The organism is Escherichia sp. Marseille-Q3837, from assembly GCF_916618735.1.
GTDB lineage: Bacteria > Pseudomonadota > Gammaproteobacteria > Enterobacterales > Enterobacteriaceae > Escherichia > Escherichia ruysiae.
On the sequence record NZ_CAKAKC010000001.1, the window covers coordinates 1,750,212 to 1,773,390 of the forward strand.

General features: G+C 50.8%; 15 protein-coding genes and 1 pseudogene. All 16 read left to right on the top strand.

The genetic code is table 11. From position 1 onward, the window contains the following. Positions 1–52 precede the first annotated feature (52 nt). The 16 genes and pseudogenes from tssB (at position 53) to tssA (ending at position 23,009) form a co-directional block, all read left to right on the top strand. A complete protein-coding gene (gene tssB / locus LG381_RS08195) occupies positions 53–550 on the top strand; it encodes a type VI secretion system contractile sheath small subunit (RefSeq protein WP_225762250.1) in 498 nt (165 codons plus the stop codon). Positions 551–583: 33 nt separating this feature from the next. Further along, positions 584–2,131, top strand: a complete 1,548-nt coding sequence (gene tssC / locus LG381_RS08200; RefSeq protein WP_225762251.1) for a type VI secretion system contractile sheath large subunit — start codon at positions 584–586, stop codon at positions 2,129–2,131. A gap of 18 nt (positions 2,132–2,149) precedes the next feature. Continuing rightward, positions 2,150–3,487, top strand: a complete 1,338-nt coding sequence (gene tssK / locus LG381_RS08205) for a type VI secretion system baseplate subunit TssK (protein WP_225762252.1) — start codon at positions 2,150–2,152, stop codon at positions 3,485–3,487. Beyond that, positions 3,484–4,137, top strand: a complete 654-nt coding sequence (gene tssL / locus LG381_RS08210; RefSeq protein ID WP_225762253.1) for a type VI secretion system protein TssL, short form — start codon at positions 3,484–3,486, stop codon at positions 4,135–4,137. Before tssK ends, tssL begins: the two co-directional genes overlap by 4 nt. 3 nt (positions 4,138–4,140) lie before the next feature. Beyond that, positions 4,141–5,877 carry an OmpA family protein gene (locus LG381_RS08215; RefSeq protein WP_225762254.1) on the top strand — a complete coding sequence of 579 codons (1,737 nt, stop codon included), beginning with the start codon at positions 4,141–4,143 and terminating at the stop codon, positions 5,875–5,877. A 4-nt stretch (positions 5,878–5,881) separates the two neighbouring features. Further along, positions 5,882–6,373, top strand: coding sequence for a type VI secretion system effector Hcp (hcp, locus tag LG381_RS08220; protein WP_001007319.1), 492 nt, complete (start codon positions 5,882–5,884; stop codon positions 6,371–6,373). A gap of 177 nt (positions 6,374–6,550) precedes the next feature. After that, the gene (gene tssH / locus LG381_RS08225) at positions 6,551–9,166 is read left to right on the top strand and encodes a type VI secretion system ATPase TssH (protein ID WP_225762255.1); all 2,616 of its coding nucleotides are present in this window, start codon (positions 6,551–6,553) and stop codon (positions 9,164–9,166) included. A gap of 236 nt (positions 9,167–9,402) precedes the next feature. After that, the gene (locus LG381_RS08230) at positions 9,403–12,270 is read left to right on the top strand and encodes a type VI secretion system Vgr family protein (RefSeq protein WP_225762256.1); all 2,868 of its coding nucleotides are present in this window, start codon (positions 9,403–9,405) and stop codon (positions 12,268–12,270) included. Further along, positions 12,267–12,698 (top strand): hypothetical protein, encoded by a 432-nt coding sequence (locus LG381_RS08235; protein ID WP_000776718.1) that lies wholly within the window; start codon positions 12,267–12,269, stop codon positions 12,696–12,698. The genes LG381_RS08230 and LG381_RS08235 overlap by 4 nt, the downstream gene beginning before the upstream one ends. A 30-nt stretch (positions 12,699–12,728) precedes the next feature. Beyond that, positions 12,729–14,756: a lipase family protein gene (locus LG381_RS08240; protein ID WP_225762257.1), complete on the top strand. Its 2,028-nt coding sequence runs from the start codon at positions 12,729–12,731 to the stop codon at positions 14,754–14,756. Further along, entirely contained in the window at positions 14,749–15,522 is a 774-nt protein-coding gene (locus tag LG381_RS08245; protein WP_222680376.1) for a hypothetical protein, read from the top strand. The genes LG381_RS08240 and LG381_RS08245 overlap by 8 nt, the downstream gene beginning before the upstream one ends. Positions 15,523–15,525: 3 nt before the next feature. Continuing rightward, complete coding sequence (locus tag LG381_RS08250) at positions 15,526–16,299, top strand: hypothetical protein (protein ID WP_222680377.1); 774 nt, start codon at positions 15,526–15,528, stop codon at positions 16,297–16,299. 286 nt (positions 16,300–16,585) lie between these two features. Continuing rightward, positions 16,586–16,855, top strand: coding sequence for a PAAR domain-containing protein (locus LG381_RS08255; RefSeq protein ID WP_094185004.1), 270 nt, complete (start codon positions 16,586–16,588; stop codon positions 16,853–16,855). Then, the gene (locus tag LG381_RS08260) at positions 16,856–18,016 is read left to right on the top strand and encodes a hypothetical protein (protein WP_222680378.1); all 1,161 of its coding nucleotides are present in this window, start codon (positions 16,856–16,858) and stop codon (positions 18,014–18,016) included. Further along, a pseudogene (locus tag LG381_RS08265) lies at positions 18,003–21,414 on the top strand (ImcF-related family protein). Before LG381_RS08260 ends, LG381_RS08265 begins: the two are co-directional and overlap by 14 nt. Beyond that, a complete protein-coding gene (gene tssA, locus LG381_RS08270) occupies positions 21,414–23,009 on the top strand; it encodes a type VI secretion system protein TssA (protein ID WP_225762258.1) in 1,596 nt (531 codons plus the stop codon). The pseudogene LG381_RS08265 and the gene tssA overlap by 1 nt, the downstream one beginning before the upstream one ends. Positions 23,010–23,179: the final 170 nt, after the last annotated feature.

Genomic DNA, 23,179 nt, shown 5'->3' on the forward strand with positions numbered 1-23,179 from the left:
CTAATGAAGTATTGTGATTAATTTGACTTTAATTGAATTACGAGAGGGAACTATGAGTGACAGCTTCCAGCGGGAGATACCGAAGGCCCGTATTAATCTGAAATTAGATCTGCACACCGGGGGAGCAAGTAAGAAAACAGAATTACCCCTGAAGTTACTGGTTGCGGGTGATTTTAGTAATGGTCAGGAATCCGCGCCATTATCTGAACGTAAAAAAGTTAATCTTAACAAAAATAATTTTGATGCAGTCCTTTCTGAATATTCCCCAAAAGTAAATCTTATCGTTAATAACACACTTGCTGATGACGGTAGTGAAGACAGCATCAGGTTAACATTCCAGAGCATAAAGGATTTCTTCCCGGAACAGGTCTCCCGACAAATACCACAGCTAAAAGCCATGCTTTCCATGCGTAATTTACTTCGTGATTTAAAAGCGAACCTTCTGGATAACCAGACTTTCCGTAAAGAACTGGAAAACATTTTGCTGGACCCGGCATTAAGTGCAGAACTCAGAGCAGAACTTTCCGCTCTGGCACCTAAACAGCCGTAACGGTCATGACGATTTAACGGATTAATAAGGAAAATGTTGATGTCTGTAAAAAATGAGAATGCCGCAGGTGGCGAGAGTGTGGTGCTTGAACATCCTGCTGCCGCTGGAGTTTATGCTTCCCTGTTTGAAAAAATTAATCTCAACCCGGTCTCTGAGCTGAGTTCTCTGGATATCTGGCAGGACGCACAGGCGATGTCGGATGCCACTGCGGATGAACGTTTAACGGCCGGGATGCAGGTGTTCCTGGAGTGTCTGACAAAATCGGGATCGAAAGTCGAAAAGCTCGACAAAAATCTGATTGACCACCATATCGCTGAACTGGATTACCAGATCAGCCGTCAGCTTGATGCCGTTATGCATCATGAGGACTTTCAGGCGGTAGAAAGTCTGTGGCGCGGCGTGAAATCGCTGGTCGATAAAACAGATTTCCGCCAGAACGTGAAAATTGAACTGCTGGATATATCTAAAGAAGACCTGCGTCAGGACTTTGAAGATAGCCCGGAAATTATCCAGAGTGGTTTGTACAAACATACCTACATTGATGAGTATGACACGCCGGGTGGCGAGCCAATTGCCGCGCTGATTTCCGCTTATGAGTTTGATGCATCTGCGCAGGATGTGGCGCTGATGCGTAATTTATCAAAAGTGTCCGCAGCGGCTCATATGCCATTTATCGGTTCTGCAGGTCCGAAATTTTTCCTGAAAGAGTCAATGGAAGACGTTGCGGCCATCAAAGATATCGGTAACTACTTTGACCGCGCCGAGTACATTAAATGGAAAAGTTTCAGGGATACGGACGATTCCCGTTATCTGGGGCTGGTTATGCCACGCGTGCTGGGTCGCCTGCCGTATGGCCCGGACACTGTACCGGTGCGTAGTTTTAATTATGTTGAAGAGGTGAAAGGCCCGGATCACGATAAATACCTGTGGACCAATGCCACCTTTGCTTTTGCGGCCAACATGGTGAAAAGCTTCATCAATAACGGTTGGTGTGTACAAATCCGTGGTCCACAGGCGGGTGGTGCGGTGCAGGATCTGCCAATTCACCTGTATGATCTTGGCACCGGCAACCAGGTAAAAATCCCCTCAGAGGTGATGATCCCGGAAACCCGCGAGTTCGAGTTCGCGAATCTTGGTTTCATTCCCCTGTCGTACTACAAAAATCGCGATTATGCGTGTTTCTTCTCGGCGAACTCCACGCAAAAACCCGCTCTCTACGATACTGCGGATGCTACTGCCAACAGCCGCATCAATGCGCGTCTGCCTTACATCTTCCTGCTGTCGCGCATCGCTCATTACCTGAAGCTGATTCAACGTGAAAACATTGGCACCACCAAGGATCGCCGGTTGCTGGAACTGGAGCTTAACACCTGGGTTCGTGGTCTTGTGACTGAAATGACCGACCCGGGTGATGAGTTGCAGGCATCTCCCCCGCTGCGTGATGCGAAAGTTGTGGTGGAGGACATTGATGATAATCCGGGCTTCTTCCGCGTGAAACTCTACGCCGTACCGCACTTTCAGGTGGAAGGGATGGACATCAATCTCTCACTGGTTTCCCAGATGCCGAAAGCCAAGTCGTAAGGCGAGGGAAAATCAGGGATGAAAATTTTTCGCCCACTTTGGGAGGATGGGGCCGCGCTGGCCCCACAACAGTTCCAGCAGCAGGCTCGCTGGGACGAACATATTGCCGACACTGTTGCAGGAATGGGAATTTCCCATCCCTGGGGCGTGGTGAATGCTGAATTCGATACCGCAGCCCTTGTATTGTCACGCCTGAATGCTACCCGTCTGGTGGTACGTTTTCAGGACGGCACGATGGTTGATACTGACCTGGCGGATAATCTTCCACCGGTCTGTGATTTATCCGTCGCAAACGGTTCTGAGGTTGTTGAAGTCGTTGTGGCGCTGCCGTTGCTGAGTGCCAGTGGTGGCAATCTGGATAATGGTCAGGACAGTGAGCGCCCGCGTCGCAGGAAATCTGAACGCCTAGTGGTTCAGGAGCTTGCCGGGCATGAAAGTGGTGAACTGGCCATTTTGCGTAATGCCGTCACGCTTCGTTTATCTACGCAGGAAAATACCGCTTACCTGACTTGTCCGGTGGCTCGTCTGGCACGTAATGCGCAGGGACAGTGGAATCGTGATCCGTCTTTTATCCCGCCGATGCTCTCGATTACGGCAAGCCCTTTGCTTGTGGCTGAACTGAGCGATCTGTTGGTTCGTCTGCAGGCACGACGTAAGCGTCTGATGGCGATGCGTCGCGAAAGCAACGAGCGTCTGGCCGATTTTGCGGTGGCTGATGTTTCTCTGTTCTGGCTACTCAATGCCCTGAATAGCGCCGAGCCCGTGCTGACCGAACTGATGCAGACTCCGGGACGCCACCCGGAGTTGCTCTACCGTGAATTGACCCGCCTGGCAGGCAGCCTGCTGACGTTTTCACTGGAGCACGATGCCAGTGATATTCCTGTTTATCAGCATGATACGCCTGAACGAGTGTTCCCGCCGTTGCTGGCTCTGCTCGATAAATTGCTGGAAGCCAGTCTGCCCTCCCGGGTTATCAGTATTCAACTGGATCATGCCGATCAGTTCTGGAAAGGATCGCTGCATGATGCCCGCTTGCGTGAAGGGGCTGATTTCTATCTTTCCGTTCGCTCCTCCATGCCGAATCACGAGCTGCAAGTGAAATTCCCGCAGCTTTGTAAGGCGGGCAGTCTCAATGACGTCTCAGATGTCGTGAACGTGGCGCTGAGTGGCATGGTTATAAAACCACTCAGCCATGTGCCTGCGGCGATCCCTCTGCGCCTTGAAAACCAGTTCTTCTCTCTGGATCTGAGTACCGATGCGGCGCGGGCGATGCTGGAGGCGGGTAGCTGTACCTTTTACACCCCGTGCTCACTGGGGGAGGTGAAACTTGAACTGTTTGCGGTGTTACGCGCATGAATAATTCCAGTCTCAGCCAGATTGAACAGATTTTCTATCCAGGCTGGTTGATGACCAGCCAGCTACGCGGCGGGCAAGAAGTTCGGGACGGGGACGGGCTTTATCGCCGGGCCTGTCGTCTGGTTCAGGAAGCGCGCAAATCGCTTTCGGATGCGGGCTACAGTGATAGCAGCCAGGAGCACATGGTATACGCGCTGTGCGCCTTGCTGGATGAAAGTGTTCTCAATCGGGGCACTTCTGACGATGGTTATCTGGCCTGGCGCCGTGATCCGTTGCAGGCGCATTTCTTCGGTACTTTGAACGCAGGTGAGGTGTTATGGGAGCGTATCCGCAACCTGTTGAAAGAGTCCGCACCGGACATGGCCGTGCTGACCTGTATGTACCGTACTTTACAACTGGGATTTGTCGGACAGTACCGGGCGCAGAATGACGAACGTCGTGAAGACGTGGTGCGTGCGCTGGGGGAACGAGTGCCCGCTTTTACGCTTGCTCAGGATGCGCCGATTGTCGCCAGGGTATCCAGTCTGCGCAGCGGTCGCCGACTGTACTGGCTTTCCTGGATTATCGGGGCGGCAGTACTGGCTGCGCTGTGGTACTTCTTCTCTTCCTCCCTCACCGAACTGGTGAGTCAGACGGTCAGGCCGGGGTAAAGGATGCGTGATGTTTACCGGAGTCTGTTAACCGTCCTGGCGGGCGTACTGGCACTGTGGCTTATCCTGGGATTCTGGTCACCGTCGGTCGGGAGCCGTGCGGCATTCAGCCTGCTGATTATTTTGGTCTGTGGGGGAATGCTCTGGCGTCAGTATCGGACATTACTGATACGGGCACCGGCGCTCAGAGATATTGTGGTTGAGTCTCTGCCACCGGAAGATTTTCAGGGTGCAGTCATTCTGGTGTGTGGCGATAACAGCGCATTATTTGCTGCGGGGACACGGCATCGTGAAACCCGTCAGGGCTGGTATCTGTGGGTAAAAGATGCAGAGCAGTTGCCATTGTTGGCTCAACACCTGAGTCAGATTCGTTCGGCTCTGGTGTCACAGATCTCGATATTGTTGGCTATCTTACCCGAACGCCACACCTCGGATGCGGAGTTAACCCAGAGTCTGCGTGGTTGGCAGCGTGCTGCTGCGCAATGCCATATCTCACTTGGTCAACTCCCGCCGCAGTGGATCGTTATCTGGCTGTCACCGCCAGTCGCTTGTGTTGATGCTGAGCCGGTCTGGTTTACTACTGTCAGCCAACGGGCAGGACTCCAGGTATATCAACCCGGTCAGGGGAATTTGTCACTGACCGACTGGGCTCAAGAAACAACTTCGGGTGAGTGGCTGTCCCGCCTGAGCCAGGTGCTATGGCTGGACAGTGGACTTGCCTGGCTGAATACCGCAGTTAACAGTCTGCTGTCGGAGCGTCAGGGAGAACTGCCAGCTCTGAAGCCCTGTATACAAGGGCTGTGCATGGCTCCCGTGAGCGGTCTCGCCGGCAATCTCTGGCAACAACACATTGCCTCTGTTACTGCGCTGCCGCCTGATACGGTGGAGAGCGGTGAGCTTTTGCCGTTGCCTGAACTACTGCTGTCGGCGCTGCCGCGTCGTCGTGGCGTCAGTCGTCGGATGGTGTTCTGGCGCTATGCCGGGCTGCTGGGGGGCATTTTTCTTGCACTGGCGATGCTGGCGTCCTGGGTTAACAATCAGCGTCTGATCCGCAATGTCGGCGACCATCTTGCCTTATACCACCGTCTCTCCGACGCCCCTCTCACGCCTAAACTCCAGGCACATCAGCGTCTGCGCGCTGATGGCGCACTGCTGGAAGACTGGCAGCGGCGCGGTGAACCTCTGCGTTATCGCCTCGGGTTGTATCAGGGGGGGCGTCTGATACCTGCTGTTGAAGCCGCCGTGAATGACTTGCCGCTACCACCATCACTATCACCGTCACCGCAGACGGTTATCAAAAAAATCGTACAGGAGCCGGCGACTATCCGCCTTGACAGCATGTCGCTGTTCGATTCCGGCAAATCGGCGCTGAAAGCCGGATCCACCAAAATGCTGGTTAATTCGCTGGTGGGCGTCAAGGCAAGGCCTGGCTGGCTGATTGTGGTCGCCGGTCATACAGATAACACCGGCAACGCACAACGAAATCAGACGCTTTCTCAGAAACGTGCCGAAGCGGTGCGCGACTGGATGCATGACACCGGTGACGTGCCGGAAAGCTGTTTTGCGGTGCAGGGCTATGGTGCAAGTCGCCCGCTCGCAACCAATGACACCCCGGAAGGCCGTGCGCTAAACCGCCGTGTCGAAATCAGTCTGGTATCACAGGCTAATGCCTGTCAGATACCGGGTCACACCCTGGCGTCATCGCAGGATGATGGCGCATCACAACATAATAGAGAGTAATTCCATGGCAATTCCTGTTTATCTTTGGCTGAAGGACGATGGCGGCGCGGACATCAAAGGGTCTGTGGACGTTCAGGATCGTGAAGGCAGCATCGAAGTGGTGGCTCAGGAACACAACCTGTACATCCCGACCGATAACAACACAGGCAAGCTGACCGGCACCCGAATCCACACTCCGTTCCTGTTTACCAAGGAAATCGATTCCTCCAGCCCATATCTGTACAAGGCGGTGACCACCGGACAGACCCTCAAGTCTGCAGAATTCAAGTGGTACAAAATTAACGATGCGGGTCAGGAGGTCGAGTACTTCAACACCAAACTTGAGAACGTGAAAGTGGTGAAGGTGAACCCTGTAATGCACGACATCAAAGATCCTTCTTTCGAGAAGCACAACCACCTTGAGCAGATCGAACTGCGCTACGAAAAAATCACCTGGACCTACAAAGACGGCAACATCATTCATTCCGATTCATGGAACGAACGCGCGACCGCGTAAGTCACGAGCGGACAGAGTTTCTCTGTCCGCTTTTTCGTTTTTGCTGAACGTCTGAAGTCAACGGGCTTTCAGCAAAGAACCCACAATCTGCCAGCCTGACCGTATGCGCTTTGGTCTCCTTCCTGGGAAACAGCGAGGGGCGGTAGCGTGTCCAGGAACCGACAAAGAGAGAAATTCATGGAAAATCCAGCCATCCTGCTGCGACGTTTGAACCCTTACTGTGCCCGTGCGATGGAAGGGGCGGCTTCGCTCTGCCAGACCCGTGCGCATACGGAAATTCTGCCGGAGCACTGGCTGCTGAAATTGCTGGAGCAGGGCGAGGGCGATCTCACTGTGCTGGCTCGTCGCTACGAGTGGGACATGGACAGCCTCTGGCAGGATTTGCTTGGCTGGCTCGACAAACAACCGCGCTCAGTGCGCCGTCGTCCGCAGCTTTCAGAAAACATCCAGACGCTGATGCAAGAAGCCTGGCTGATTGCCTCACTGGCGGGTGAGGCACAGATCCGAAGTCATCACCTGATGATGGCACTGGTTGATAAGCAGAACCTGGTGCGTTGCGATGGTCTGTGGCCATTATTGACCCTGGGCCTGAGTCAGTTGGAACGCCTGCGCCCGTTACTGGATGCTCAGTCAGACGAGCGTCCTGAAGTGCAACAGGAAGCGGAGCTGGCGTTTGTTGGAAGTCCCGTTGTCGCGGAGATAAAAGAGGGAGAACTCAGCCCGGCACTGCAAAACGTGCTGGATAAGTTTACCCTCGACGTCACTGCCAAAGCCCGCGAAGGCAAAATCGATCCAGTATTTGGGCGTGATACTGAAATCCGCCAGATGGTGGATATTCTTTCTCGCCGCCGAAAAAACAACCCGATTCTGGTCGGTGAGCCGGGTGTCGGTAAAACGGCACTGGTAGAAGGGCTGGCGCTCAGAATCGCTGAAGGCAATGTGCCGGAGTCGCTCAAACCTGTCGTGCTACGCACTCTTGATCTCGGTCTGCTGCAGGCAGGAGCGGGTGTGAAGGGGGAATTTGAACAGCGTCTGAAAAACGTGATTGATGCAGTGCAGCAGTCACCAGTACCAGTTTTGCTGTTTATCGATGAAGCGCACACTATCATTGGCGCGGGTAACCAGGCTGGTGGTGCGGATGCCGCCAACCTGTTGAAACCGGCACTGGCGCGTGGTGAATTACGAACCATCGCCGCTACAACCTGGTCTGAATACAAACAATTTTTCGAACGCGATGCCGCACTTGAGCGCCGCTTTCAGATGGTGAAAGTGGACGAGCCCGACGATGACACCGCCTGCCTGATGCTGCGTGGCCTGAAATCTCGCTACGCCGGACACCATAATGTGCATATCACCGACGATGCGGTTCGCGCTGCCGTTACGCTCTCCCGACGTTATCTCACAGGCCGCCAGCTACCGGACAAAGCCGTTGACCTGCTCGACACCGCAAGCGCCCGTGTGCGCATGAGTCTCGACACCGTGCCTGAACAACTGACCCGTATCCGTTCCCGGATCACCGCTCTTGAAATGGAGAGGCAGGCACTACAGGAAGACATGGCTGTCGGTAGTCAAAACTACGGTGAACGCCTGACGGCAATAGAACAGGAAAAGAACACCTTCAGCGTTGAACTCAACGAACTGGAAACCCGGTACGGTCAGGAGCTGAAACTTACCGAACAACTGCTGGAAAGCCGCCAGGACATTTCCCGTCAGAGTAAAACGTACTCCCTGCAACAGGAGTTGAACGGTATGCAGCACAACAACCCGTTACTTTCAGTCGATGTGGATGTGCGTACCGTTGCTACCGTGATTGCTGACTGGACGGGCGTCCCGCTGTCGTCGCTGATGAAAGACGAGCAGATCGAACTGCTGACGCTGGAAAACGAAATCGGCAAACGCGTAGTCGGGCAGAATGTGGCGCTTGAAGCCATCTCCCGGCGCCTGCGTGCCGCGAAAACAGGCCTCACATCTGAGAATGGCCCACAGGGTGTGTTCCTGCTGGTTGGCCCAAGTGGTGTAGGGAAAACCGAAACGGCGCTGGCGCTGGCTGACGTCATGTACGGCGGTGAAAAATCACTGATTACCATCAACCTGTCCGAGTATCAGGAGCCGCACACCGTCTCCCAACTGAAAGGCTCTCCTCCGGGCTACGTCGGCTACGGGCAGGGGGGCATCCTCACCGAAGCGGTGCGCAAGCGCCCGTACAGCGTGGTGCTGCTCGATGAAGTCGAAAAAGCGCATCGTGACGTGATGAATCTGTTCTATCAGGTTTTTGATCGGGGCTTTATGCGCGATGGCGAAGGCCGTGAAATCGATTTTCGCAATACGGTCATTCTGATGACCTCAAACCTTGGCAGTGACTATGTGATGCAGTTGCTTGATGAACAGCCTGATGCCAGTGAAGGCGACCTGCACGAACTGCTGCGCCCGCTCCTGCGCGAACACTTCCAGCCTGCGCTGCTTGCCCGCTTCCAGACAGTGATTTATCGACCGCTAACGGAAGCGGCGATGCGTGCCATCGTGGCAATGAAACTCTTGCAGGTCAGCACGCGCTTGCATCGTCACTATGGCCTGACCACATATGTTGACGAGAGTCTGTATGACGCTTTGACCAGTGCCTGCCTGCTACCGGACACCGGAGCGCGCAATATCGACAACCTGCTCAACCAGCAAATTTTGCCGGTACTGAGTCAGCAATTGCTGGTTCATATGGCGGCGAAACAAAAGCCGATTTCGCTGACGCTGGGCTGGAATGATGATGAAGGGATTAGACTGGAGTTTAAACCTGGCTAAAGGAGCTAAGTGATTATCCGATGGAACAGTAGGCACGGATTATTGCTGATAATTTTGTACTGCAAAAATTTGGGTATTTTGAAATGAGACTGTTGTTATTAAAGGTCATTATTAGTGCCGTTGGGCTGGAGCCATAATCACTCTTTTTCTTACCGGCTGAATCCCTTATTTAATCCCGCAACCTGCCCGTAGGTAACAGCGTCATGGACAACGGGTTATCCCATGGAGTCAATATTATGAGTCTGACAGATACGCTGAATAACGCACTGTCTGCATTAACTGAAGGCAGGCTGAACCGCTACCATCTGGATATTCCGTCCTGTACCGCATCGCCGGATGTGGAGTCCTTCAGGGGTGAGGAGTGCATGAGCGGGCTGTATCAGTACACCGTTCTGTTTACCAGCAGTGACCTGAACATCAGTGCATCGCAGTTACTGAGTAAACCGGCGACGCTGACCATGGGAACAGGGCCACTGACGGGGCTGAGCGGGCAGAAAGTGGTGCACGGGGTGGTGACAGATTTCAGTCGTGTCAGCGGTTCACGTGACCAGGCGACGTACCGGATAATTATTGAGCCGTTTCTGTCCCTGCTGGGCAGGCAGTACCGCACCCACCGTTTTTTCGTCAATAAATCTGTACCGGAAGTGGTCACCGAAGTCCTGCAGGAGCATGGTCTTAAAGGCTGGGAGTATGAGTTCACTCTTAAAGCCGGTTATCCGAAGCGTGAGCAGATAAACCAGTACCGGGAAAGTGACCTGGCGTTTATTGAGCGCCTGCTGGCTGAAGTGGGGATATTTTATTTTTTCACCCTGCAGCCGGACACCCTGACGGAAGTGGTGCACTTTGCCGACAGGCAGAGCGCCTGGACCTTCGGTAAAACGCTGGCGCTCAGCAGTCCGTCGGGGATGAGTGACAATGGCGCGGATTCGGTGTGGGGGATTAACGTCCGGCATCATGTGGTGGCGCGTTCGGTGACGGCGGATGATTACAATCACCGTGAAGCGCAGAACATCCTGACGTCGGTGCCGGCGGACATGACCCGTGGCGACGGGGAAGGGAACACCTACGGGGATGTGTACCATTACCTGCCGCGTCATCTTGAACGGGGCGACAAAATCACCCCGGCGGCGGAAACCGGCAATTTCTGGGCGCGGCTTGAGCATGAACGCTTTCTGTCCGGGCAGACAATGGTCAGCGGATGCAGTAATGATGCCCGGCTTTCCCCGGCTCAGGTGCTGACCATCAGTGAACGGGCTGTTCCGCCGACCCTGCCGTCAGAAACGGACAACGGTATTGTGATTACCCGCACGGTTTACAGTGCGAGCCGTAAGGATGCCCTGACCGTGACGTGGGAAGGGATGCCGTATTACGAAAACCGCTGCTGGCGTCCGGCAGCTAAAAAACGGCCGGTGGTGAGCGGGACAATGACGGCGCGGGTGACCAGCGCCAGGGACAACGATATCCACGCGTGGCAGGATGCGTCGGGGATGTACCGGGTGAAGTTCGATGCCGACCGTGACGACAAAGGTCAGGGCATGGAAAGTATGCCGGTGCGCTTTGCCAGACCGTACAGCGGGGATAAATACGGTTTTCACTTTCCGCTGATACAGGGGACAGAGGTTGCCATCGCGTTCCATGAAGGCGACCCGGACCGGCCGTATATCGCCCATGCGCTGCACGACTCCCGCCACGCAGACCCCGTCACCGAAGCCAATAACACGCGCAATGTAATCCGTACAGCCGGTCTGAACAAACTGCGGATGGAGGACAGGCGCGGTGAGGAGCATATCAAGCTCAGTACGGAGTACGGGGGAAAGACGCAGCTGAATCTGGGGCATAACGTGGATGCCTCCCGCAAACTGCGCGGGGAAGGGGCGGAGCTGCGCACAAATGACTGGGTCAGCGTTCGTGGTGGTAAGGGAGTTCTGCTTACTGCAGATGCTCAGCCTGACGTCGGCAGTAAAATGCTTGAAATGGACCGGGCTGTAGAACAACTGGAGCAGGCACTTACGCTGGCAAGAAGCCTTCAGTCAGCCGCGAAAGGGGCGAAGACAACGGAATCTGATATCGACAATCAAAAGACGCTTAATAGCTCACTGAAATATTTGAAAATGCCAGGAATGCTGGCTGTTGCACCGGCTGGAATCGGCATTCTAAGTCCTGAGACTGTCCGACTTGCTTCAGGTGGGGCAAGTATTGGCCTCATGTCAGGTAAAAACACCGATATTAGCGCCGGGCAATCATTCACTGTAGCGGCAAGCAAGTCTGTAAGTTTGTTTGCACAAGCAGCAGGAATGAAAATGTATGCTGGGGCAGGGAAGGTTGATATTCAGGCACAATCTGATGCCATGAATGTTTCAGCATTACAGGACATTACTCTCACCAGTGGTGAGGGAAGCGTGAAGGTGAATGCCAGCAAGGAACTGATTTTAAGTTGTGGTGGTGCTTATATAAAGCTCAGTGGTGGGAATATTGAACTGGGCTGTTCAGGGAATATTTTGCTGAAAGCGGCCAATGTTAATCAGACGGGAGCTGCGACACTTGATTCTCAACCTCTTACTTTCCCTAAGGGGTATAGCGGAACGTTTACTGTTACCGATCCTGAATCAGGGGATATCAAACCATTCACTAGTTATAGAGTAACCCCTCCAGATGGCGAGGTACTTGAAGGAATATCTGACTCGTCAGGGAAGACTGCACCGTTTTACTCATCGACACCAGGTAATGTAAAAATTGAGTTTCCACGTGAGATAAAAGATGAAGGTCCTGGGCATTGGGTTACTGTTGATCATGATTATTACGGGTTGAAGAATACTGCAATTATGGCAATCAACCGTTTAACTTCTATGGGAGATGAGGGCCGTATTTTTGGTTCTGAAGGGAAGGACTATATGAATACGAAAAGAGATAAAATCCAGGAATGGCAGCCTTTGCCATCTGATACTACAGCCGAGATAGAGCAGCAATCAGCAGTATATCGTTACGGAGAACAGAGAAAGGTAACGCAAACTTTTTTGGAAGGTGATGATGCCTGGGCTGTTACAGGTCAGTCGTGGCACTGGCAACCAACGACCGCTGATGATGTCTATGAGGGAATTAAATGAAACTTAGATTAAAACAGAAACATATATTGTATTGTTGGGCGGTGTTTGATCTCTTTTTCATCGTCAGATTTATCTGGCTGAATATCTCTCAGGGACGAATTCCTTTAATTGATGATATATTGTCTTTTAGCCATATTTATCCTCAGCAAGGGGCGTATTCGCAAGTCCTTTTTTCTTTTTCGTTATTGCTTAATGTCTCGATTGTTTTTTCTGCTGTAATGTTCTTAAAAAAGTGGAAGTATGTGAATTGGGTTGTCTATATTCAAACACCATTCAGATTGTTCTTCATGATCCCTTCTATTTCGATATTGCCATGGATGTTTAAAACTATGTCAATCAAAGTAGGGGCGATATTTCTTGCCGCTGTATTCTTATCGGAGATAATTAAGGTTGGGACATTTTATCTTACAAGAGAAAAGAGCTCATAAATTTTTTAACCTGCATAAAGAGGGATGTTTATGGTAGGAACTACATTAGTAACATCTGTGACGCATACAGAGGAAAAAGCTACGACTGGAAAACAGAAACCTTACTGGGTTGAAATTCAGTTGGTTGATGAGCAGGGAGATCCCGTAGCGAATATACCATGGCGTGCTGAAAGTTCGCATCCAGTATCCGGACCAGTTGATAACCTTACGTATACGGGTCAAAGTCAGGCAGATGGGCTTATTCGCATTGATATGCCGCATGGGCTTGAATTAAGGCTGGCGTTAGATGGCAATCAACTGGCTACGGAAATGGAAAAACGTGCCTTACGTGTTAGCCGCGATGCAGAAAATGATTCTGTTGTGCGTCCTGAAGCTGAAGAAAAAGGGTATATCTGGCATTATGCCGTTATCGGTGAACTTTGTCAGAGTTCACCAAACCTTGAATTAAGACCTGGGGAAATGTTACCCGCATATCACTTTCCTGCAAATACGGCATTTAAGGGCTTTAAATTCCGAACGAATGAACTTGAAAAACGTCATGTAATAGAAATATGCCCCTTCAGATCGTGGGAGCTTGTTCTACACCATCAAAAGGACTATTCCATTGCGAATGGAATTAACCTTGGGGCGGCAGCGACGCTTGCCTATGCAAATGGCAGTACTCTGGATACGGTGTCAATTACACGTTTTTTTATTAACCAGTGCCAGGATCTTTCTCGCTTACCCCAACTTTATAAAGATGGTTCCGCATGGAATACATTAGTACAGGATGTTCCCTACAGTAATCGATATTATCCTCCAGTGTTTATGGATACCTCGCGAGATACTTCGCCTAAGGTAGACAGTAAGAATTCGCATGGAACAGCACAGGCAAAGGAAAATACTGCTGTGACAAAGGCAGACGGTGATACGCAGCTTTATTATGTTTATAACGTGGATAAGATAATCGTTGCCTGGCGTGGGACGGCTAGCTTGTTTGATGTAGGAACGGATATTGAGTTCAGACCAGTAAGTCCAGAACTATGCGATATAAATAAAACGGGATGTAGTACGTTACTTTCTGCTGGAAAAGTACATACGGGATTTTGGAGTGGATATAGTCGGGTTGAAAAGAAATTTAATAAAGAAATACTAGAGTTATTGAAAACCATTGAAAGTAGAATGCTATTTATCTGTGGGCATAGTTTAGGTGGTGCATTAGCATTAATTCATGCAGCAAAACTGAAGGACTATTATCCGATACTTTACACCTATGGAATGCCGCGAACCTTTACCCGCGATGCAGTGATGCAATTGTCGGAGATTACCCATTTCCGTCATGTTAACGATAATGATCCAATTCCAGCCGTACCCGTAGAAGCCAACCTGGATAACGAGTTATATAAATTATGGGGATGGTTGGGGGGGGCACTGGGCTTTTTCTGGTCGTTGGGTGAACTTCTGGCTTACCAGATGGTAACCTGGGGGGATTGCTTCTGGCATCACGGCAATACGGTAGCCTTTCTCACGGTTACTCAGAGTCGGGAATGGAAAGAATGCAAAAGAGATCTGCCAACGCCGGCAGGGTGTATTACCATCAGAAAATTACTTCCACTTAAAGCTAAACTTTACCTGGTTCCTGCGTTGGCGGAGCAGGAGATGCAGCAGGCAGGTCAGAAGCAGAAAGAATTTAAAGCATCACTGACGCAAGCAGATCTAACTGACTTTTCCCCCAAAGGTTGTAATCCGGACAGAGGCGTAAATGTAAATATTTTTGACCACTTTATGACCTCCTATATGCCCTATATGTATAACAAAGTATTAGAGCTGATTGATAACGCTGGAATAGTGGAAAAGCGTACTTTTACTGAGCATCAGTATAACGTTGATTCATTCAGAGAGCAGATGGCAGAAAATAAAAATGACATACCGGAGAGAGAATTAGTAAGAAATAACATTTTTCTGAATATAGAAGGACTGCTTGACGCATCGCTTTCCCCAACGTTGTCCATGCCATCTGGCAACGATACGCTTTTGCGGTTTGCTCAATATGGAGAAGAGGTAATGGAAAATGTATAACCAATCAAAAATTATACTGCTTTCCTTAGTATTGTTTTCATCGGCAGGTTGCAGCATAAGTAGAGCTGTTAACAAGACTTTATCTCCACCGCCAGATACAAAATGGGTCAATGTTGAAGTAAAAAATCCATCTCAGTATACGAAACCTTTCCCGCTTGAGGTCAGATACATCTCGTATGAATGTATGAAAAAAAGAATCAGTGGATTTGATGGCTCTGTTATCACAGAACCCAGCTACAACGTTATTGGGATCCCCATGCAGCAGGAGAGTGGGGACATCTGGAAAGGGAAAGTCGCTATGACAGGTGGCGGCTCATGCAAATGGACGTTGAGTGCGGTCAATTTAGGTATCGAATATATAGATGCTACACATCTTGGCAAAGATCTTGTACCCGGAACAGCGGTAGGGGTTTCGCTCGCTTTTGATAATGATGCTTCCAGAAATGGGCAGTTTTATATGGAAACAGGTAATAGATTAAAATTAGCGCCTAATTATTATCCTTTGATTCACACTAACAAAAGGATTCAGGAAAAAGGTGCATTAGAACTTTTTGGTAAAGAAGATTTTATACAAAAAAGAATTATTTTCAATGTCAACAATGATGTAATTGTTATATTTTTGCCAAAACTTGATGAGTCAAAAATTGTAAAAATGGTTGCGCCAGTAGAGTATCGAGTGGGCGCATATTATAAAATAATATATCCTGATGGTACTGTCGTATCTGATGGCTCAACTCATCCCGACATCAAGATAATGGAAAAATAGAAGATGTATAATCAATCAAAAATTATTCTGCTTTCCTTAGCTTTGTTTTCATCATCAGGATGCAGCATCAATAGAACTGTTAACAAGACTTTATCTCCACCGCCAGATACAAAATGGGTCAATGTTGAAGTAAAAAATCCATCTCAGTATACGAAACCTTTCCCGCTTGAGGTCAGATACATCTCGTATGAATGTATGAAAAAAAGAATCAGTGGATTTGATGGTTCTGTTATCACCGAGCCCAGCTACAATGTTATCGGGATCCCCATGCAGCAGGAGAGTGGGGACATCTGGAAAGGGAAAGTCGCTATGACAGGCGGCGGCTCATGCAAATGGATGTTGAGTGCGGTCAATTTAGGTATCGAATATATAGATGCTACACATCTTGGCAAAGATCTTGTACCCGGAACAGCGGTAGGGATTTCGCTCGCTTTTGATAATGATGCTTCCAGAAACGGACAATATACTGCAACTGAGGGCGATTTAAATTTATCACCAAAATATTATCCCTATATATCTGAATGGAATCTAGGCGAAAAAAAGAAAGAATTGTCCCTTTTAGGTAAGGAAAGCTTCCTGTCCTTAAGTGTTTATAATGTAAATCAAATTAAATTTGCACCTGTAATAGATGAAAGCAAAATTGTGAAATATATCGGGATAGAAAAGAAAATTAAAGGAGCGCATTCAAAAATAGAGTATCCAGATGGCAGCATTATATCCGATGGGACTGTGTTTCCTGATTTTGATAAGGTTGATAAAATGAAAATTAAAAAATAAAAATGGCAGTTTTTTTGTTAAATGCATGAGGCAGGTTAATTATTGTAAGTGCAGACCTGTAACATATTTTTACGATTGACTTAATACGGAGAAGAAGGGATTGAAAATACATAACCAATCAAAAATTATTCTGCTTTCCTTAGTATTGTTTTCATCGACAGGTTGTAGCATAAGTAGAACTGTTAACAAGACATTATTTCTATCAGTAGATACAAAATAGTTCAATTTCGTTTTTAACTCTTTATTAGTGACAGAATTCTTTAAACCTTAACAGGATAAATTCATTGTGGCTAACGGTCTGGTATTACTTGGAGATAAAACAACGCATGGTGGCAAAGTTAACTCGGCCTCCTCCAATATTACTGTTGATGGAAAAAAGGTTGCTTTAGTTGGTGATTTTGTTTGCTGTCCGATTATAGGGCATGGAACGAATCCCATCGTGGAAGGATCACCACACCGTACCTTTAACGGTCGTGCTGTTGTCGTCGATGGTTGCCAATGCCTGTGCGGGTGTAAGGTCATTTCGAGTGCTAAGAATAGTACGGTAGGACAATAAATGGGCTGGGAAAGGTCGAAAGCAACAACGATGGAGTTACCTTCTGAACCCTCTTTCATGGGGTGGCTTTTAGCAGGTGGTACTACCGTGGTTGTGGGTGTGTTGCTGTTTATTCTTCATGCGTCAGGCATGGTTAAGGCATTGTCTGGATTCAACATTTGGTGGCTGCCATCAAGCCCAGTGCTTTGCTGGTTTTTCCTTTTTTGCTTGCGGGGCTGGCTTTGGGGCAGAACGTTTGATGAGCACCAGTTTTTGCAGAAGGAAGCTGAATATGGGCAACATCAGTGGGAATCCTGGGCGGGGCGTTATCTGGCGGTGCTTGGTAGCAGCATTCTGTTACCTTCAGGTGTAACCGCCAGGGCTATCTCGAAATCAGAGGCATCAGATGTGCCGTCCCTTTTTTCACTGACCAGCCATTTTGACGCTCAATCCGTAATGTCTGGTTCTTTATTAGAGCTGGGGCTTGCCAGTGTGCAGAACGCAATCGCGATGCTGCCAGATACAGTGCTACTTAATATTACTGTTGTAAGTGATGAAATTTCTGCAGATTCCGATTCCCAATTTCGAAAAATCTGGGAAAGCATATATCCAGAGCGCGCTATCTCTGGTTCTATTTCCTTTTGCGAAACCCTTTCTTTTTCCTGGATTGAAGAACGCCTTAAGAGCCCAGCTATGGATATCGATTTGCTCCTCATATTGCAGAAGCATGGGGCTGAACAATATTCCGATGCACTGGCGAGTGTGCTTCTTACCAGCGATGATGTAGCTGAAAAATATCAATTTCCTCATTTTGCCCGCATTTTGCGACCGATGCCGCTGGATATGGCTCATTTCAAAGCTGATGTGGGATTGTTTCTGGAAACACAAACGATCGCATCTCAGACATCAAAAGTTTATTGCGACTATGGGCACTGGAATGACTGGTTTGCTGAATTAATGATGGCTTCTCAATTACATCAAACATCATGGGCGCCCCAGGATATTGATGTACTGGAAAAATATAACGGTATTCCGGGGGCAGGTAGTGCATGGTTTTTGGCCGCATTACTCTCCGATATTACATCTGTTAGCCAGACATCAGTTTTAGGTCTGTTTACTTCTGGAACTGATCATTTTGTCAGTACAGTTACTTCAGGGAGCAATAATAATGATGTCGGCTAGTTTATGGAGCAGAGGAGGGCTTGTTGGCATCGTTGCCCTAATTTCTCTTGCCATACTGAGTTTGATACTGCATTTCGGCCCTCAGTATGGTCTCGATACACGCCTGAAAGAGGCGATGGCATTTGTATCTGTGTGGCTTGTCCTGCTGATTATTCGTTACACGCCGTTTGTGTTCCGATTTATGCGAGAAAAATATCACCGCTGGCAGGAACAGAAGAATAATGTGTTGCCTTTTGATGAACAGAGAGTTGCCAGGACGCCACCCCACAACGTCACCGTCGACACCATCCGTCTCGCCATGCGTAATCTCTACGGTCGTCGCTGGGGACGTAAAACCCGCATCCTGTTGATAACCGGTACACCCTCAGATGTTGAGCTGCTGACCCCTAAACTGACCGCTCAATTCTGGCAAGAAGATCGTGGCACTCTGCTTTTGTGGGGCGGTGATCTCAATACGCCAGCCGACAATATCTGGTTGACTGCACTACGCAAACTGCGCCGCCGCCCGGTGGATGGTCTGGTGTGGGTCACCTCGGCTTTCGACCAGTTGTCTGTTCCTGGTCTGGAACAGCCGTTGCCCGTGCCTTCTGAAAGCGCAATGGACTCTCTTTCTCATGCCATAAGCAGCCGCATGGAGGCGCTGGGCTGGAAGATTCCCCTGTATATCTGGTCATTGCATCCGCGAGCGGGTAAGCCTGAAGGACGTGTTGTGCAGGCTGCTGGCTGCCAACTGCCCGCCGGGTGTTGTACCGAAGGGTTAGCTAAACAATTGGCTATCCTGACGCCGGAACTGACTTTACAGGGGCTACAACAGACCTGCGGTGAGGTGAAACATAACTTTTTGCTGAGGCTTGCCGACCAGCTTATCCGTAAACCGGAGAGCGTGACCGCACCGCTGTCGGCGATGCTTAATCCATACCGTCCGCTGCCCCTGGCTGGGCTGGTGTTCAGTCAACCCTCTGCCAGCGGTGAACGTGCCGTGCCGCATCAATGGGGAATGGACAAATGCTGGGATGCTCTGCCTGAATCTGTTCGGATGCTTCCTGCCGCACTGCGTCCCGTCAGGCCAGGCATTCCATGGCAGAAGGTTATAGCGTCTGTTATTGCCCTGGTGATGGTGGGGGGGGGGCTGGATGGGCGTCTCCTGGAGGACTAATCGTGGTCAGATTAATACTGCAAATACCCAGGCAGCGATGGCTTCCCGACAAAACCAGCCACTGGAGCAACGCTTGTACGCACTGTTTGAACTGCAAAAAACGTTGGCTCGTCTGCAGTATCGCTCTGAGCATGGTGTGCCCTGGTATGAAAAGGCGGGATTAAGTCAGAACAATGCGTTGCTGACGGCACTCTGGCCTCGTTATCAGGAAATCGCACTGCCGCTGTTGCGGGATGCGGCTGCAGATCACCTACAAAAGCAGGTCAGCGCCTTTAATGCGCTGCCACCAGGTAGCCCGCTGCGGGAGCAAAGGGCAAAAAGCACCTGGGAACAGCTTAAGCTCTACCTGATGCTGGCGCGTCCTGAACATATGGACGCCGCCTGGTTCAGATCTGCTTTGCTGAACAACTGGCCGAAACGTCACGGTGTGAAAGACGGTGTCTGGCAAGGAATGGCTCCATCATTGTTGTCGTTCTATGCTGCGCAGTTGGTCACGCATCCTGAGTGGAAGATCCATGCTGATGAAAGCATGGTCAGCCAGGCTCGCTCGCTGTTGGTTCGGTTGATGGGGGTGCGTAACAGTGAGTCGAGCCTCTATCAGAAGATGCTTTCGCAGGTGGCGCACTTGTATGTCGATATGCGCCTGGAGGATATGACCGGTGATACCGATGCTGCCCGCCTGTTCAGTACTACCGAAATTGTGCCGGGGATGTTCACCCGTCAGGCATGGGAGCAGACGGTACAGCCTGCCATCGAAAAAGTAGTGAAGGCGCGGCGGGACGAGCTCGATTGGGTACTCACGGACAGTAAGCGTCAGGCGAATAAATCGGACGAGACCTCCCCTGAGGCGCTGAAAAATCGCCTGACGGATCGCTATTTCGCAGACTTTGGCGGAGCCTGGCTGGAGTTCCTTAATAGCCTGAGCTGGAACCAGGCCGCTACGCTGTCGGACTCCATTGACCAGTTGACCCTGATGGCTGACGTGCGTCAGTCACCTCTGGTGGCGTTGATGAACACCCTGAACGTGCAGGGGCGCACCGGGCAGACCGGTGAAGCAATTTCAGATTCATTGGTGAAATCAGCCAAAAATCTGCTGGGCGATGCCAACAAGGATGCTATTGACCAGAGCGTAGGTGTACATGGACCGCTGGATGCAACATTCGGCCCGGTGCTGGAGTTGATGGACAAGAGCCGCACGGGGGCACAGGAGCAGAGTCTGCAGTCGTACCTGACTCGTGTGACGCAGGTGCGCCTGCGCCTGCAACAGGTGACTAATGCCGCCGATCCGCAGGCGATGACCCAAACAATTGCTCAGACGGTATTCCAGGGTAAAGCTGTAGATCTTACCGAAACTCGTGACTATGGCAGCCTGATTGCCGCCGGGCTTGGTCAGGAGTGGAGTGGCTTTGGGCGCGCGGTGTTTGTAAATCCGATGGAGCAGGCCTGGCAGTTGGTTCTGACCCCTGCGGCGGACAGTCTTAATACCCAGTGGCAGCAAGCGGTGGTTGCCGAGTGGAACTCCGCCTTTGGCGGGAGTTATCCGTTCAACAACGCCAGCAGCGATGTATCTTTGCCGCTGCTTGCCAAATACCTCAATGTCGATTCCGGTCGTATTTCGCAGTTTTTGCAGACACGCCTGAAAGGCGTACTGCACAAGAATGGGAATAACTGGGTGCCGGACAGTATCAATTCGCAAGGGCTGGCTTTTAACCCGGCGTTTCTCAACGCTATCAACACATTGAGCTATATCTCGGATGTTGCCTTTACCGAAGGTAATGCCGGGATGAAGTTCGAACTGCGCCCAGGCACTTCTGATGGCGTGATGCAAACCGACATGATTATCGACAGCCAAAAACTGACCTATGTGAATCAGATGCCGGCGTGGAGGAGCTTCACCTGGCCTGCGGACACAGAAGCGCCTGGCGTGAGCCTGAGCTGGATAAGTACCCAGGCTGGCACCCGTCAGTATGCGGATATTCCCGGAACGTGGGGCTGGATACGCCTGCTTGATAAGGCTGAGATCAGTGCTTATCCAGGCGTCGGCAGTAGCTACACACTGAGCTGGAAAGCTCAGGATGGACGCCAGCTCAATTATACCTTGCGTTCCGAGGCGGGAGAGGGGCCGCTGGCACTGTTGAAACTGCGTAACTTTCGTCTGCCGGGAACCATCTTCAACACGGTCAGAGTGGCAGCGTCAAACCAGCTTGCCAGCGCGACCAGTAATGCAGAGGCGGTTGACTGATGAGTACGCTGGATACTTTATTTAGAGCTTGCCAGACAGAGCAGGCGATACTGCTAGGCGCTACTGGTGAGCGTGTGGTGCAGTGGAACAACTGGTTGCTGCCGTTATCAGGGACATCATCTGTAGGGGAAGACCCGGGGTATGACGATGACTTCCAGCAAATGCGCGAGGAGGTCAATAAACTCTCCGGGGCAGATACCGAACTCATTTGCCGACTGGCGGAGAAGTTGCTCACCACCACCGCCAAAGATATCCGTGTGGCGACGTATTACTGCTGGGCCAGGCTGCACCGTGAAGGGGAGCAGGGGCTGGCAGAAGGTCTTGAGCTGCTGGCCGGTCTGATAGACCGCTTCGGCACGCAGCTGCATCCGCAGCGTGACCGCAGCCGTAAGGCAGCACTGGAGTGGCTGGCTGGTTCACGTATGACTGATTCCCTTTCACTGTATCCGGAAGTGGTCAGGGAAGATGCGTTGCGTACCACCGGTGCGCTGCTTCTGATAGCTCAGCTAACCGAAAACGAATCGGATGAAACCCGTCCTGAACTGAATGCGCTGTACGGCGCACTGGAAAACCGCCTGCAGAAAGCGGGTGGCGTGGATGCGGTTGTACCACAGAACGCCAGCGGCACCGAGATACCGTCCACGGCGAGCCAGAGCGATGCTCCGGCTATCGGGCGGATCACTTCCGGTCAGGATTTGCTGACGCAGGCACGCACACTCAGTGAATACCTGCGAGAACAGCCTGACGGTTGGTTGTCAGCGCACCATCTGATGAAAAGTCTGCGTCACGATACCCTGCGGGCTATTCCGGCTCCGGATGCGCAGGGACGCACGCGTATCGAGCCTCCCAGGGCTGACCAGCGAGCACTGCTCAAGCGCCTTTACCTGCAACAAAACTGGGCGGAAATGCTGGAAACGGCAGACAGCACTTTTTCCCGTGGTGCTAATCATTTGTGGCTGGATCTGCAGTGGTATATCCATCAGGCACTGACGAAGTCCGGTAAAGACACTTTGGCCGCCATCATCGCCGCTGACCTGAAAGGGCTACTGAAGCGGCTCTCCGGGCTGGAGACGCTAGCGTTCAGTGACGGAACGCCGTTTGCCGATGAAGTAACGCTGAACTGGCTCCAACAGAGTGTGCTGGATACGACGGGGGGATGGAGCAATGACACATCATCTGCCCCGCTAATAGCCAGTAATGATGACATTCTGGCGCTGGAACCTGAAGCCGTGGCACTGGCTGATAATGAAGGCCCGGAGGCTGCATTGGGATGGTTACAGACCCAGCCCGGCATAACGACAGTTCGCCAGAAGTGGCTGTTGCGCCTGTTGATGGGGCGCATTGCTGAACAGTACGGTAAAAATGATCTGGCGGTGCACCTGTTTGCCGAGTTGGGTGAGCGTGCCAGAGAAGTGGTTCTTAGCGACTGGGAACCTGAACTGTTGTTTGAAGTTCAGGCTCGCCATCTGAAACTCCTGCGGCTGAAAGCCGGTCGAAGTGAGGCAGACAAGGTTCGGCTCGGACCAGTCATGGAAAAATTGCTCGGCGGGCTGATTCAGCTCGATCCGGCGCGAGCCGCAGTGTTGTGTAGTTAGATAATGTTATTAACTGGATAAAAATTTATTTATCAGGAGGATGAATCGGAATGGCTCATAAAAAAGAAGGAACATTACGGAGGTTAAATTTGGGTGAAATTTCACTGAATAGCGCAATATTTATGTCAATCACTCCATATAACAAAATATGAGTTCATTGCAGTAGTTGT